At 69.3% G+C, this 13,141-nt stretch carries 14 protein-coding genes; 8 read left to right on the forward strand and 6 right to left on the reverse strand.

Annotated features, from left to right (window positions below; translation table 11 throughout):
• Positions 1-219 precede the first annotated feature (219 nt).
• From U4Y91_RS08000 to U4Y91_RS08020, 5 genes are read right to left on the reverse strand one after another with little or no spacing between them, the layout of a single operon-like run.
• Positions 220-417 (reverse strand): hypothetical protein, encoded by a 198-nt coding sequence (locus U4Y91_RS08000; RefSeq protein WP_321804636.1) that lies wholly within the window; start codon positions 415-417, stop codon positions 220-222.
• On the reverse strand, positions 414-1,199 hold the full coding sequence (locus U4Y91_RS08005) for a metal ABC transporter permease (RefSeq protein ID WP_321804637.1): 786 nt from the start codon (positions 1,197-1,199) through the stop codon (positions 414-416). The genes U4Y91_RS08000 and U4Y91_RS08005 overlap by 4 nt, the downstream gene beginning before the upstream one ends.
• Positions 1,192-2,085, reverse strand: a complete 894-nt coding sequence (locus U4Y91_RS08010; RefSeq protein ID WP_044844478.1) for an ABC transporter ATP-binding protein — start codon at positions 2,083-2,085, stop codon at positions 1,192-1,194. Before U4Y91_RS08010 ends, U4Y91_RS08005 begins: the two co-directional genes overlap by 8 nt.
• A gap of 13 nt (positions 2,086-2,098) precedes the next feature.
• Positions 2,099-3,013 carry a metal ABC transporter solute-binding protein, Zn/Mn family gene (locus U4Y91_RS08015; RefSeq protein WP_321804638.1) on the reverse strand — a complete coding sequence of 305 codons (915 nt, stop codon included), beginning with the start codon at positions 3,011-3,013 and terminating at the stop codon, positions 2,099-2,101.
• Positions 3,014-3,061: 48 nt separating this feature from the next.
• The gene (locus U4Y91_RS08020) at positions 3,062-3,523 is read right to left on the reverse strand and encodes a Fur family transcriptional regulator (RefSeq protein ID WP_014896195.1); all 462 of its coding nucleotides are present in this window, start codon (positions 3,521-3,523) and stop codon (positions 3,062-3,064) included.
• A gap of 328 nt (positions 3,524-3,851) precedes the next feature.
• Here U4Y91_RS08020 and U4Y91_RS08025 point away from each other — a divergent pair, with 328 nt between their 5' ends.
• The 8 genes from U4Y91_RS08025 to U4Y91_RS08060 all read left to right on the forward strand — a co-directional run bounded on the left by U4Y91_RS08025 (position 3,852) and on the right by U4Y91_RS08060 (position 12,185).
• The gene (locus U4Y91_RS08025) at positions 3,852-4,628 is read left to right on the forward strand and encodes an L-iditol 2-dehydrogenase (protein ID WP_321804639.1); all 777 of its coding nucleotides are present in this window, start codon (positions 3,852-3,854) and stop codon (positions 4,626-4,628) included.
• A gap of 72 nt (positions 4,629-4,700) precedes the next feature.
• Positions 4,701-5,657: a sugar kinase gene (locus U4Y91_RS08030; RefSeq protein ID WP_321804784.1), complete on the forward strand. Its 957-nt coding sequence runs from the start codon at positions 4,701-4,703 to the stop codon at positions 5,655-5,657.
• Complete coding sequence (locus tag U4Y91_RS08035; RefSeq protein ID WP_321804640.1) at positions 5,645-6,997, forward strand: D-tagatose-bisphosphate aldolase, class II, non-catalytic subunit; 1,353 nt, start codon at positions 5,645-5,647, stop codon at positions 6,995-6,997. Before U4Y91_RS08030 ends, U4Y91_RS08035 begins: the two co-directional genes overlap by 13 nt.
• A gap of 82 nt (positions 6,998-7,079) precedes the next feature.
• Complete coding sequence (locus U4Y91_RS08040; protein ID WP_321804641.1) at positions 7,080-8,405, forward strand: sugar ABC transporter substrate-binding protein; 1,326 nt, start codon at positions 7,080-7,082, stop codon at positions 8,403-8,405.
• 102 nt (positions 8,406-8,507) lie between these two features.
• A complete protein-coding gene (locus U4Y91_RS08045; RefSeq protein WP_321804642.1) occupies positions 8,508-9,455 on the forward strand; it encodes a sugar ABC transporter permease in 948 nt (315 codons plus the stop codon).
• Complete coding sequence (locus U4Y91_RS08050; RefSeq protein ID WP_321804643.1) at positions 9,452-10,303, forward strand: carbohydrate ABC transporter permease; 852 nt, start codon at positions 9,452-9,454, stop codon at positions 10,301-10,303. The genes U4Y91_RS08045 and U4Y91_RS08050 overlap by 4 nt, the downstream gene beginning before the upstream one ends.
• Positions 10,300-11,013: an HAD family phosphatase gene (locus tag U4Y91_RS08055; RefSeq protein WP_321804644.1), complete on the forward strand. Its 714-nt coding sequence runs from the start codon at positions 10,300-10,302 to the stop codon at positions 11,011-11,013. The genes U4Y91_RS08050 and U4Y91_RS08055 overlap by 4 nt, the downstream gene beginning before the upstream one ends.
• 62 nt (positions 11,014-11,075) lie before the next feature.
• On the forward strand, positions 11,076-12,185 hold the full coding sequence (locus tag U4Y91_RS08060; protein ID WP_321804645.1) for a sn-glycerol-3-phosphate ABC transporter ATP-binding protein UgpC: 1,110 nt from the start codon (positions 11,076-11,078) through the stop codon (positions 12,183-12,185).
• Between the two features lie 13 nt (positions 12,186-12,198).
• Here U4Y91_RS08060 and U4Y91_RS08065 read toward each other — a convergent pair whose 3' ends face one another.
• Positions 12,199-13,083, reverse strand: coding sequence for a LysR family transcriptional regulator (locus U4Y91_RS08065; RefSeq protein ID WP_321804646.1), 885 nt, complete (start codon positions 13,081-13,083; stop codon positions 12,199-12,201).
• Between the last annotated feature and the right edge of the window lie 58 nt (positions 13,084-13,141).

Genomic DNA, 13,141 nt, shown 5'->3' on the forward strand with positions numbered 1-13,141 from the left:
CGAGCCAGGTCACCGGTATCACTACCGCAAGCGCTATCAGCAAATGCACAACGATGACGAGATCATCGCCCGCCTCGCCATCCCAGAATCCGGGAACATGCGTGACGAGCCAAGCCCACGCGCGCTCGGGTATCGGTAGTGCGAACGACTCGTGAGTGAGGCACAGCCGTGCAAGCGACACGGATGCCACGAGTACCCACGCGGTCACCGCGACTCGCTTCATTTGACGGTAATCGTGCCGTACGCACGCACGGAGGAGCCGGGGACCGGAACCGGCTTCTGCGCGGTCAGCACGTTTCTCAGTCGCGCGTAATCGATCGTCGATTCGATGGTCACGCATCCCCTGCTGATTCCCTGCACGCCTTTGGGGGGCGTGCGACATGCGCGGCGCCCTGTCGAGCGCCGGCTGAGCGTCATGTGCGTCGCCGCAACAGGCTCGCCCCATACGCGAGCGCGGACAGCGCGGTGATCCAGAAACTCGTCGGCCAATCGGTGTGATAGGCGAGCGCGATCCCGGCCCACGCTTCGAACAGCGCGAACAGCGCGGCGAGCAGCACGCCGGTCGACAACCGCGTCGACACGTTCTGCGCGGCCGCGGCCGGCCCGACCAGCAGCGTGAACACCAGCAGCACGCCGACGATCTGCGTCGCCGCGGCCACCGCGAGCGCGCACACCGCGAGGAACAGCATCGACACCGTGCGCAGCGACACGCCCTTGGCTTCGGCCAGCTCGGGCTGCAGCGACGCGAACAGCAGCGGCCGCGCGATCAGCGCGAGCGCGACGAGGCTCACCGCGCCGATACCGGCCAGCACCGCGAGCGTATCGTGGCTGACCGCGAGCACGTTGCCGAACAGCAGCGCGGTGACCTGCGTCGCGAACGACGTGTAGAAATGCAGGAACAGCAGGCCGAAGCCGAGCGCACCCGACAGGATCACGCCGATCGCGACGTCGCGGCCCGCGAGCCGTTCGCCGAGCGCGCCCATCCCGATTCCGGCCGCGAGCGTGAAGCCGACCATCCCCCAGATCGGCGAGATGCCGAGCAGCACCGCGCCGGTCGCGCCGGTGAAGCCGACGTGCGACAGCGCGTGGCCGGCGAAGGTTTGTCCGCGCAGCACCAGGAAGTAGCCGACGATGCCCGCGAGCACCGCGACGATCCCCGACGCGGCGAACGCGTTGATCATGAAGTCGTATTCAAACATCGTGCGAATGCCCGGGATGAGCGTGTCCGTGGTGGTGATGACCGTGATCGTGACCGCCGCCGCCGTGCGAGTGGCCGTCGTCGTCCTCGTGTTCGTGATCGTGCTTCTCGATTTCGACGTCGCCCGACATCACGAAGATCCTGCCGTTCACGCGCATCACATCGATCGGCGAGCCGTAGAGCCGCGACAGCACGGGTTTCGTGATCACCTCGTCGACGGTGCCGAGCGCCGCGACGCCGTTGCCGAGATACAGCACGCGGTCGAGTGCATTCAGCAGCGGATTCAGTTCGTGCGCGGAAAACAGCACGGTGATGCCGAGCTCGCGCTGCACGTTGCGCACGAGTTCGACGACGCCGCGCTGGTGGTTCGGGTCGAGGCTGATCAGCGGCTCGTCGAGCAGCAGCAGCTTCGGGCTGCCGAGCAGGCACTGCGCGAGCAACAGGCGCTGCCGCTCGCCGCCCGACAGTTCCGACAGCGGCCGGCGCGCGAGCGTCGGGCCGCCGACGAGGTCGAGCACGCGGTCGACGTCGCGCCGCGTCGCGGCGTTCGTGTGCGGCAGCCCCCAGCGGTGGCCGTCGGCGGCCATCGCGACGAAGTCGTAGCCGCGCATCCGGCGATTCGCTAGGCCGCTTCTGATCTGCGGCATGTAGCCGATCGACGCGTTGCCGCGCACGACCGGGACGCCGCCGACCGACAGCGTGCCGCCCGTGACGGGCACGAGGCCGAGCACCGCGCGCATCAGCGTCGTCTTGCCCGCGCCGTTCGGCCCGAGCACGCCGACGAATTCGCCGGGTTCGATCGAGAAACTCACGTCGCGCAGGATCGTGCGTCCGCCCAGTTCGAGCGTGACGCGATCGAGTGCGAGTGCGTGGGGAGTGGCGGTCATGTCGTAGCGTGAATCATTTCTTGCTGGCGGAAAGCGCGGCCGCGAGCGCGTCGAGCTGGCCGGCCATCCATTGCTGGAAGGTCTTGCCGGCCGGTTGCGTCTCGGTGACGCTGACGCTCGGCACGCCGCCGTCGCGCGCGACCTTCAGCAGGCGCTTGGTCATCGGCGCTTCGGCCTGGCTGTTGTAGATCAGCACGCGCACCTGCTTTTTGCGCAGGTCGTTCTCGAATGCGGCGACGTCCTGCGCGCTGGCTTCGGTGTCGTTCATCGTCGCGAGCTGGAAGCGCTGGTTGCGCATGTCGAGGCCGATCGCATCCGACATGTAGCCGAACACCGGCTCGGTGGCCGTCACCGGCACGCCCTTGTACTGCGCGCGCAGCGCGGCGACCTTGTCGTCGATCGGCTTCAGCGACGCGACGAACTTCTGCAGGTTCGCGTCGTAGTCGGCCTTGTTCGCCGGGTCGGCCCGGCCGAGCTCGGCCGCGATCGCGCGCGCCGCGGCCGGCATGGTTGCCGGGTCGTACCACAGGTGCGGGTTGTCGCCGGCCTTCTTGCCGACGAGATCCGCGACGACGATCGTCGCGCGCCTGGCCTGCTTCGACGCGCCGAGCAGCTTGCCCATCCACGGATCGTAGTCCGCGCCGTTGTAGACCACGACCTGCGCGTGCTGCAGCGCGCGCGCGGTCTTCGGGCTCGCTTCGAACAGGTGCGGATCCTGGTCGGGACTGCTGAGGATGCTGGTTACCGCGACATGGCGGCCGCCGATCTGCGACGCGACGTCGCCATAGAAATTCTCGGCGGCGACCACGTTGACGGTCGCGGCCTGCGCGAACGCGGGCGCCGCGAGCGACAGCGCGGCAGCAGCAGCGGCCAGCAGGCGGGCAAGCGGCAGGGCGCGCCGCGGCGCGCGCTTCAGGGCAATGGACATGAAACTCCTCGTTGGAAGGGGCGGCGTGTGCGCCGCGCGTGTGCGGTGTCAGCGTTGCGCGGGCTTGCCCTTGCAGTGCCCGCACAGGCCGTTCAGCTCGACGACCTGGTGGTGGACTTCGAACCCGTGCGCGGGCTCGCTCGCGGACAACTGTTTCGCGAGGTCGCTGCCCGGGATCTCGACGGTCTCGCCGCACGAATCGCAGATCAGGAACTGGCCTTCGTGCGGCACGCCAATCTCGCAGCACGCGAAGAACGCGTTCTTCGATTCGATCCGGTGGATGAAGCCGTGCTCGACGAGGAAATCCAGCGCGCGATAGACGGTCGTGGGCGGCACGCGGCCGCGTTGCGGCTCGAGCTCGGCGAGCAGGTCGTACGCGCCGATCGGGCGCTGCGCGGCCAGCACGCGTTCGTAGACCTGGCGGCGCAGCGGCGTCCACGCGAGCCCGTGCTCGGCGGCGAATGCGTCGGCCCGGGACAGCCGGGCGTCGATGGGCGATGAGGTGGCCATGGCGTGAAGCAGGCAATGAAACGAAGTACGGCGATGATATAACGTATCTCCATGCCGTGCAGCCCGAATTCCTGCCGATGCACGCGCTCCGTCCCCTTCATAGTCGTTTCAGCCGCGCCGCACCCAGCCCGCCGCGCCTTGCCGGGCGCGGGTCGCCGGCCGGCACACGGCGCGGCCGTGCCGCAGCGCATCATCGAAAGCCGCCGCGTCGCCTTGACAGCATGAATCGCGTATCCGATCATTCGATCAACAACAGAGCAATTGATCGGCCAGCGAGCGTTCGCTCACCTCGCGGCCTTCGTGCAGCAGAACGAACCGGAGACAACCAGTGAGACTGGCAGACAAGGTCGCGATCCTGACGGGCGCGGCAAGCGGCATCGGCGAAGCGGTCGCGCAACGCTATCTGGACGAGGGCGCGCGCTGCGTGCTGGTCGACGTGAAGCCGCCGAGCGGCTCGCTCGCGCGGCTGATCGAGGACAATCCCGGCCGGGCGGTGGCCGTCACCGCGGACGTCACGCGCCGTGACGACATCACGCGCATCGTCGCGACCGCGGTCGAGCGCTTCGGCGGCGTCGACATCCTGTTCAACAACGCGGCGCTGTTCGACATGCGCCCGCTCCTCGACGAATCCTGGGACGTGTTCGACCGGCTGTTCGCGGTCAACGTGAAAGGGCTGTTCTTCCTGATGCAGGCGGTCGCGCAGCGGATGGTCGAGCAGGGCCGCGGCGGCAAGATCGTCAACATGTCGTCGCAGGCGGGGCGTCGCGGCGAGGCACTCGTTTCGCACTACTGCGCGACCAAGGCCGCGGTGATCAGCTATACGCAGTCGGCCGCGCTCGCGCTCGCGCCGCACCGGATCAACGTGAACGGCATCGCGCCGGGCGTGGTCGACACGCCGATGTGGGAGCAGGTCGATGCGCTGTTCGCGCGCTACGAGAACCGGCCGCTCGGCGAGAAGAAGCGGCTCGTAGGCGAAGCCGTGCCGCTCGGGCGGATGGGCGTGCCGGGCGACCTGACGGGTGCCGCGCTGTTCCTCGCGTCGGCCGACGCCGACTACATCACCGCCCAGACGCTGAACGTCGACGGCGGCAACTGGATGAGCTGAAGTGGCGCCGCTCGCACGCTTACCCCTGGCGTTCGTGCCGCGCGCGGCCGCCGCCGCACGAGGACACGCATGATGGCGGAGATCGTGGTTGCCGGCGAACTGCTGGCCGAATTCGTCGCCGCCGAGCGCGGCCAGGGCTTCGACATGCCGGGCCTGTTCGCGGGCCCGTTCCCGAGCGGCGCGCCGGCGATCTTCGCCGACCAGGCCGCGCGGCTCGGCGTGCGCACCGCGTATGCGGGTTGCGTCGGCCGCGACGCGTTCGGCGACGCGATCGTCGCGCGGCTCGAGCGGGACGGCGTCGACGTCGCGCGCATCCGCCGCGTCGCACGTCCGACCGGCACCGCGTTCGTCGCGTATCGCGACGACGGTTCGCGCAGCTTCGTGTTCAGTCTGTCGACCAGCGCGGCCGCGTGCGTCGACGCATCCGATGTCGACACCGCGATGTTCGACGGCTGCCGCTACTTCCACGTGATGGGCTCGTCGCTGACGAGCGAATCGGCGATCGCGGCGGTCCAGCGCGGCGTGATCGAGGCGGCGCGCGCCGGCGCGAAGGTGTCGTTCGACCCGAACGTGCGGCCCGAGATGCTGAGCTTCCGCCCGATGCGCGCGGCGCTCGACACGATGCTCGCCGCGTGCCACCTGTTCCTGCCGAGCGAGGCCGACCTGCCGTTCTTCTGCGGGCCGCAGCCGGCCGAGCGCGCGATCGCCGGGCTGCTCGCGACGCATCCGCTGCTCGAACGCGTCGTGCTCAAGCGCGGCGCGGCCGGCAGCGTCGCGTTCGACCGCGCGAGCCGCGTCGACGCGCCGGCTTATCCCGTCGACGAACGCGATCCGACCGGCGCCGGCGACTGCTTCGGCGGCACGCTGGTCGCGAGTCTCGTCACCGGCCTGCCGATCGACGTTGCGCTGCGCCGCGCGAACGCGGCCGGTGCGATCGCGGTCACGCGGCGCGGCCCGATGGAGGGCAACAGCAGCGCGGCCGAGATCGACCGCTTCCTGACCGAACGAGGTGTCGCATGCCTGGCCTGACTTCCATTGCCGAACGCCCGCGCAGCGCGCACGCCGGCGCCGTGTTGCGGATGATCTTCGACGCGAACCGCGCGCAGGCGCAGCGTGGCATCTATTCGGTCTGCAGCGCGCACCGGCTCGTGCTGGAGGCCGCGTGCGAGGCTGCGCGCGCGGACGGCTCGCCGCTCCTGATCGAGGCGACCTGCAACCAGGTGAACCATCTCGGCGGCTATACGGGCATGACGCCCGCCGATTTCCGGCGCGACGTCGATGCGATCGCGCAGCGCTGCGGGCTCGCGCCGTCGGCGCTGGTGCTCGGCGGCGACCATCTGGGACCGAACCCGTGGCGGCACCGCCGCGCGGCCGACGCGATGCGCGAAGCGGTCGCGATGGTCGCCGCGTATGTCGAAGCCGGGTTCGAGAAGATCCACCTCGATGCGAGCATGGCCTGTGCGGACGATCCGGCGCGGCTCGACGACCGGACGATCGCCGCGCGCGCGGCCGAGCTGTGCCGCGCGGCCGAAGACGCGGCGTCGCGCGCCGGCGTCGCGCCCGTCTACGTGATCGGCACCGAGGTGCCGACGCCGGGCGGCGAAGTGGCCGGCGACGCAGCCGGCGATGCGATCGCGCGGATCGCGGTCACGCGCAGCGACAGCATCGCCGCGACGCTCGACGCGCATCGAAGCGCATTCGCGGCGGCCGGGCTCGACGACGCATGGACGCGCGTGGTCGCGATCGTCGCGCAGCCGGGCGTCGATTTCGACGATCGCCACGTGCTCGACTACGACAGCGCGAAGGCCGCATCGCTCGGTGCAAGCATCCTGCGCACGCCGCGCCTCGTGTTCGAAGCGCATTCGACCGACTATCAGACCGAAGGCGCGCTCGCCGCGCTCGTGCGCGACCACTTCGCGGTGCTGAAGGTCGGCCCCGCGCTGACCTTCGCGCTGCGCGAGGCGCTGTTCGCGCTCACCTTCATCGAGGACGCGCTGATCGGCGACGGCGCGCAGCGCTCGCAGCTGCGCGACGTGGTCGACGCCGCGATGCGCGCGCAGCCCGAGCACTGGGCGCCGTACTACCGCGGCGACGAGACCGAGCAGCGGCTCGCGCGCCAGTTCAGCTACAGCGACCGGATCCGCTACTACTGGCTGCAGCCGGCCGTCGCGGCGGCGGTCGAGCAGTTGTTCGACAATCTCGCGCGGCAGCCGGTGCCCGAAACGCTCGTCGCGCAGTGGCTGCCGGACGTGTACGCGGCGTGCCGCGCGGGCGGCCTCGCGAAGGAGCCGCGCGCCTGGGTGCGCCACCGGATACGCGACGTGATCGCGCACTATGCGCGCGCGTGCGGGATGCAGCGGCAGGCGTGACGGGCCGCGAAGGAAGTGCAGCAACGCGACACACACAATACGCAACACCGACGACAGTTCGAACAATCACAGGAGACATGCCATGCAACGAAAGATGCTCGATGCCGCCGTACGCTGCTTCGCCGGAGCCGCGTTCGCGACGGCCGCGTGCGCGGCGTCCGCCGGCACGCTGACGATCGCGACGCTGAACAACCCGGACATGATCGAGTTGAAGAAGCTGTCGCCGGCGTTCGAGAAGGCGAACCCGGACATCAAGCTGAACTGGGTGATCCTCGAGGAGAACGTGCTGCGCCAGCGCGCGACCACCGACATCACGACCGGCAGCGGCCAGTTCGACGTGATGGCGATCGGCACCTACGAGACGCCGCAGTGGGGCAAGCGCGGCTGGCTCGCGCCGATCACGGGCCTGCCCGCCGACTACGACCTGAACGACATCGTGAAGACCGCGCGCGACAGCCTGTCGTACAACGGCCAGCTGTATGCGCTGCCGTTCTACGTCGAGAGCTCGATGACGTTCTACCGCAAGGACCTGTTCGCGGCGAAGGGGCTCAAGATGCCCGACCAGCCGACCTACGACCAGATCGCCGAGTTCGCGGACAAGCTCACCGACAAGGCGAAGGGCACCTACGGGATCTGCCTGCGCGGCAAGGCCGGCTGGGGCGAGAACATGGCGTTCGTGTCGACGGTCGTGAACACGTTCGGCGGGCGCTGGTTCGACGAGAACTGGAACGCGCAGCTCACGTCGCCGGAATGGAAGAAGGCGATCGGCTTCTACGTGAACCTGCTGAAGAAAGACGGCCCGCCGGGGGCGAGCTCGAACGGCTTCAACGAGAACCTGACCCTGACCGCCTCGGGCAAGTGCGCGATGTGGATCGACGCGACGGTCGCGGCCGGGATGCTCTATAACAAACAGCAGTCGCAGGTCGCCGACAGGATCGGCTTCGCCGCCGCGCCGGTCGCCGCCACGCCGAAGGGCTCGCACTGGCTGTGGGCGTGGGCGCTGGCCGTGCCGAAGACGTCGAAGCAGCAGGACGCCGCGCGCAAGTTCATCGCATGGGCGACGTCGAAGCAGTACATCGAGATGGCCGGCAAGGACGAAGGCTGGGCGTCGGTGCCGCCGGGCACCCGCACGTCGACCTACCAGCGCCCCGAGTACAAGGCCGCCGCGCCGTTCTCGGACTTCGTGCTGAAGGCGATCGAGACCGCCGACCCGAACGATCCGTCGCTGAAGAAGGTGCCGTACACGGGCGTGCAGTACGTCGGGATTCCTGAATTCCAGTCGTTCGGCACGGTGGTCGGGCAGGCGATCGCGGGTGCGGTGGCCGGCCAGATGACGGTCGACCAGGCGCTCGCCGCCGGGCAGGCCGCCGCCGACCGCGCGGTGCGCCAGGCCGGCTACAAGAAGTAACGCGGCTGGCACCGTGCGCGCTGCCGCGCACGGTGCGCGTTGCCGATGCAGAAAGGCGGGCCGCCCGTTCGTGCCCGCGTCTCAACCGGAGGGACTCCGATCATGCGTCATTTGCGTCTTCCCCTGAGCCATGCGTCGCCGGTCGGCGATGCGTCGTCGCCGCCGGGCGCGCCGCGCCGCGCGCGCGGCGGCGCCAGCTGGCTCGTGTCGCCGTCCGTCGCGGTGCTGCTGCTGTGGATGTCGATCCCGCTCGCGATGACGATCTGGTATTCGTTCTCGCGCTACAACCTGCTGAACCCGGACGTGAAGGGCTTCGCCGGGCTCGACAACTACCGCTTCCTCGCGACCGATCCGTCGTTCCTGCCCGCGATCTGGCACACGCTCGTGCTGATCGGCGCGGTGCTCGCGATCACCGTGGTCGGCGGCGTGCTGATGGCCGTGCTGTTCGACCGCAAGTTCTACGGGCAGGGCGTGGCCCGCCTGCTCGTGATCGCGCCGTTCTTCGTGATGCCGACGGTCGCCGCGCTGATCTGGAAGAACATGATCCTGCATCCGGTCTACGGGCTCGTCGCGAACGCGATGCGCGCGCTCGGGATGACGCCGATCGACTGGTTCGCCGATTACCCGCTCACCGCCGTGATCATCATCGTCGCGTGGCAGTGGCTGCCGTTCGCGTTCCTGATCCTGTTCACCGCGATCCAGTCGCTCGACCAGGAGCAGAAGGAAGCCGCGCGCATCGACGGCGCGGGCCCGATCGCGATGTTCTTCTACATCACGCTGCCGCACCTGAAGCGCGCGATCGCCGTGGTCGTGATGATGGAGACGATCTTCCTGCTGTCGATCTTCGCGGAGATCTACACGACGACGGGCGGCGGCCCGGGCGATGCGACGACCAACCTGTCGTACCTGATCTACGCGCTCGGCCTGCAGCAGTTCGACGTCGGCCTCGCATCCGCGGGCGGGATCATCGCCGTCGTGGTCGCGAACGTCGTGTCGTTCTTCCTGGTGCGGATGCTCGCGCGCAACCTGAAGGGGGAGTACGAGAAATGAGCGACCTGACTTTCGAAGGCCGGCGCACGCCGGCGCCGCTCGACCTCGTGCGGCGCGCGCTGCCCGGCGCGCTCGCGTGGCTGCTCGCGCTGCTGCTGTTCTTCCCGATCTTCTGGATGGCGATCACCGCGTTCAAGACCGAGCAGCAGGCGTACGCGTCGACGCTGTTGTTCATGCCGACGCTCGACAGCTTCCGCGAGGTGTTCGCGCGCAGCAACTACTTCGCGTTCGCGTGGAACTCGGTGTTGATCTCGGCGGGCGTCACGGTGATCTCGCTGCTGCTCGCGGTGCCGGCGGCCTACGCGATGGCGTTCTTCCCGAACCACCGCACGCAGAAGGTGCTGCTGTGGATGCTGTCGACCAAGATGATGCCGTCGGTCGGCGTGCTCGTGCCGATCTACCTGCTGTGGAAGAACGCGGGGCTGCTCGATACCGTGTCGGGCCTCGTGATCGTGTACACGCTGATCAACCTGCCGATCGCGGTGTGGATGACCTTCACGTACTTCAACGAGATCCCGAAGGACATCCTCGAAGCGGGGCGCATCGACGGCGCGTCGACGTGGCAGGAGATCGTCTACCTGCTGATGCCGATGGCGCTGCCGGGGCTCGCGTCCACCGCGCTGCTGCTCGTGATCCTGTCGTGGAACGAGGCGTTCTGGAGCATCAACCTGTCGAGCTCGAACGCCGCGCCGCTGACCGTGTTCATCGCGTCGTACTCGAGCCCCGAGGGGCTGTTCTGGGCGAAGCTGTCCGCAGCGTCCCTGCTCGCGGTCGCGCCGATCCTGATCGTCGGCTGGCTGTCGCAGAAGCAGCTCGTGCGCGGGCTCACGTTCGGGGCGGTCAAATGAGCGCGACCGGCGAAGGTGCGTTCGGTCACGGGATGAACGTGCTGATCTGCGATTGCGACGGCGTGCTGATCGACAGCGAGGCCGTCGCCGCCGACGTGATCGTGCGCGAGCTCGATGCGCGCTGGCCGGGTGTCGACGCACGGCCGGCGGTGATGCCGCTGCTCGGGCTGCGCATCGAGCGCGTGCTGGCCGGCGCGGGCGAGGCCGTCGGCCGCACGCTGTCGGCCGGCGACGTCGACGCGATCCGCCGCGCGGTCGAAGCGGCGGCCGTCAACGCGCCGATGGTCGACGGCATCGACAAGGCCCTCGCGGCGCTCAACCTGACGACCGCGTGCGCGAGCAACAGCTACCGCGCGTACGTCGAGGCGGCGCTCGCGCGCACCGGCCTCGCGCGCTTCTTCGGCGACCGGCTGTTCTGCGCGGACGCCGTGGCGAGGCCGAAGCCGGCGCCCGACGTGTATCTCGCGGCCGCGCGTGCGCTCGGCGCGGTGCCCGCGCAATGCCTCGTCGTCGAGGACAGCGTGACCGGCATCACCGCGGCCGCCGCGGCCGGCATGACCGTGCTCGGCTTCGTCGGCGGCGGGCATGCGTCGGCCGCGCAGATCGACGCGCTGCGCGGGATCGGCGCGCGTCACGTATTCGACGACATGCACGAGCTGCCCGGCTACGTCGCGCGCTGGCAGGCGACGGGCGCGGTGCTGCCGAGCTAGCAACCAGGAACGAATGCGCGCCGCTTTTAACGCGGCGCATCACGAACGAACGGAGACAGACCATGGCAAGCGTGCTCCTGCGCAACATCGCGAAGCGCTACGACGACACCGAAGTGCTGCGCAACGTGAACCTCGACATCGCCGACGGCGAATTCGTCGTGTTCGTCGGGCCGAGCGGCTGCGGCAAATCCACCCTGATGCGAATGATCGCCGGGCTCGAGGACATCTCGAGCGGCGACCTGCTGATCGACGGCGCGAAGGTCAACGACGTGCCGAGCGCGAAGCGCGGCATCGCGATGGTGTTCCAGTCGTATGCGCTGTACCCGCACATGACGCTGTACGACAACATGGCGTTCGGCCTGAAGCTCGCCGGCGCGAAGAAGCCCGAGATCGACCAGGCGGTGAAGCAGGCCGCGAAGATCCTGCACATCGATCACCTGCTCGACCGCAAGCCGAAGCAGCTGTCGGGCGGCCAGCGGCAGCGCGTCGCGATCGGCCGCGCGATCACGCGCAAGCCGAAGGTATTCCTGTTCGACGAGCCGTTGTCGAACCTCGACGCGGCGCTGCGCGTGAAGATGCGGCTGGAATTCGCGCGGCTGCACGACGAGCTGAAGACCACGATGATCTACGTGACGCACGACCAGGTCGAGGCGATGACGCTCGCCGACAAGATCGTCGTGCTGTCGGGCGGCGCGGTGCAGCAGGTCGGCACGCCGAACGCGTTGTACCACGCGCCGGCCAACCAGTTCGTCGCGGGTTTCATCGGCTCGCCGAAGATGAACTTCCTGAAAGGCACCGTCGAGTCGGTCGACGCGGCCGGCGTGCTGGTGCGCTTCGGCAGCGGCGAGACGCAGCGCGTCGCGGTCGAGGCGGCAGGGCTGCTGCGCGGCGCGGCGGTGACCGTCGGCGTGCGGCCCGAGCATCTGATGGTGGGGCAGGCGGAGACCGGCGTGGCCGCGCGGACGATGGCCGTCGAATCGCTCGGCGACGCCGCGTACCTGTATGCGGAATCGGCCGTCGCGCCGGACGGGCTGATCGCGCGGATTCCGCCGCTCGATACGTACCGCACCGGCGAGGCGCTGCACGTGCATGCGCAGGCCGAGCACTGCCACCTGTTCGACGAGCAAGGCCAGGCGTTCCGGCGCTTGAGCGCGCACGCGAAGGCGGCGTGAGGGCGCGCGCCGGTCAGCGCCGCAGGTGCTCGGCCATGTAATCGACGAAGGCACGCAGTTTCGGCGTCGGATGGCGGCCTGACGGCCACAGGACGTAGATCGGCGTGCAACTCGCGACGTGTTCGTCGAGCACCGCGCACAGCGTGCCGTCGTCGAGCGCGTCGCGCACGAGGAACTCGGGCAGGCATGCGATGCCGAGCCCGCGCAGCGTGAAGCACAGGCGCGCTTCCGCGCTGTTGCTGACCATCGCGACCGGCACCTCGGGCGGCGTACTCGCGTGCGGCACGCGCAGCGGCCAGGTCTCGAGCTTGCCGCTGCTCGGAAAGCGGTAGTGCAGGCAGCGGTGCTGCGCGAGATCGGCCGGCGTGCGCGGCGTGCCGTGCCGCACGAGGTAGTCGGGCGACGCGACGAGGTGCTGGCGGAAATGGCGGAGCAGCCGCGACGACAGCCGCGAATCCGTCGGCTGGCCGGTGCGCAGCACCGCGTCGAAGCCTTCTTCGACGACGTCGACGAGGCGGTCGCTGAAATCGATGTCGAGTTCGATCTCCGGATACGCGGCCATGAAATCGGCGAGCAGCGGCAGCAGCAGCGTGCCGATCGTCGGCAGGCTCACGCGCAGGCGCCCGCGCGGCGCTTCGGCGCTGTGCGTCAGTTCCTGCTCGGCCGCGTCGATCTCGGCGATCACGCGCCGGCACCGTTCCAGGAAGCGCGTGCCTTCCGCGGTCAGCGTGATGCTGCGCGTGCTGCGGTGAAAGAGGCGCACGTTCAGCCGCGCCTCGAGCCGCGCGATGCGCTTGCCGATCGCCGACGCCGACAGCCCGAGCGCGCGGCCGGCCGCGACGAAACTGCGCGTTTCCGCGACCTGGACGAACACGACGAAACCGCCAAGATTTTCCATGCAGGTTCCCGATTGCGGACATCGATGTCCGGAGTGTCCGGAACTCTAACCCGGTTTT

This window comes from Burkholderia sp. BCC1993 (assembly GCF_905339865.1).
In the GTDB taxonomy this organism is placed as follows: Bacteria; Pseudomonadota; Gammaproteobacteria; order Burkholderiales; family Burkholderiaceae; genus Burkholderia.

Coding starts and splice junctions, on each gene's coding strand:
- U4Y91_RS08060 (WP_321804645.1), top strand. CDS start 11,076: ATGGCAAGCGTGCTCCTGCGCAACATCGCGAAGCGCTACGACGACACC.
- U4Y91_RS08005 (WP_321804637.1), bottom strand. CDS start 1,199: ATGTTTGAATACGACTTCATGATCAACGCGTTCGCCGCGTCGGGGATC.
- U4Y91_RS08045 (WP_321804642.1), top strand. CDS start 8,508: ATGCGTCATTTGCGTCTTCCCCTGAGCCATGCGTCGCCGGTCGGCGAT.
- U4Y91_RS08065 (WP_321804646.1), bottom strand. CDS start 13,083: ATGGAAAATCTTGGCGGTTTCGTCGTGTTCGTCCAGGTCGCGGAAACG.
- U4Y91_RS08015 (WP_321804638.1), bottom strand. CDS start 3,013: ATGTCCATTGCCCTGAAGCGCGCGCCGCGGCGCGCCCTGCCGCTTGCC.
- U4Y91_RS08030 (WP_321804784.1), top strand. CDS start 4,701: ATGGCGGAGATCGTGGTTGCCGGCGAACTGCTGGCCGAATTCGTCGCC.
- U4Y91_RS08020 (WP_014896195.1), bottom strand. CDS start 3,523: ATGGCCACCTCATCGCCCATCGACGCCCGGCTGTCCCGGGCCGACGCA.
- U4Y91_RS08050 (WP_321804643.1), top strand. CDS start 9,452: ATGAGCGACCTGACTTTCGAAGGCCGGCGCACGCCGGCGCCGCTCGAC.
- U4Y91_RS08010 (WP_044844478.1), bottom strand. CDS start 2,085: ATGACCGCCACTCCCCACGCACTCGCACTCGATCGCGTCACGCTCGAA.
- U4Y91_RS08035 (WP_321804640.1), top strand. CDS start 5,645: ATGCCTGGCCTGACTTCCATTGCCGAACGCCCGCGCAGCGCGCACGCC.
- U4Y91_RS08055 (WP_321804644.1), top strand. CDS start 10,300: ATGAGCGCGACCGGCGAAGGTGCGTTCGGTCACGGGATGAACGTGCTG.
- U4Y91_RS08000 (WP_321804636.1), bottom strand. CDS start 417: ATGACGCTCAGCCGGCGCTCGACAGGGCGCCGCGCATGTCGCACGCCC.
- U4Y91_RS08040 (WP_321804641.1), top strand. CDS start 7,080: ATGCAACGAAAGATGCTCGATGCCGCCGTACGCTGCTTCGCCGGAGCC.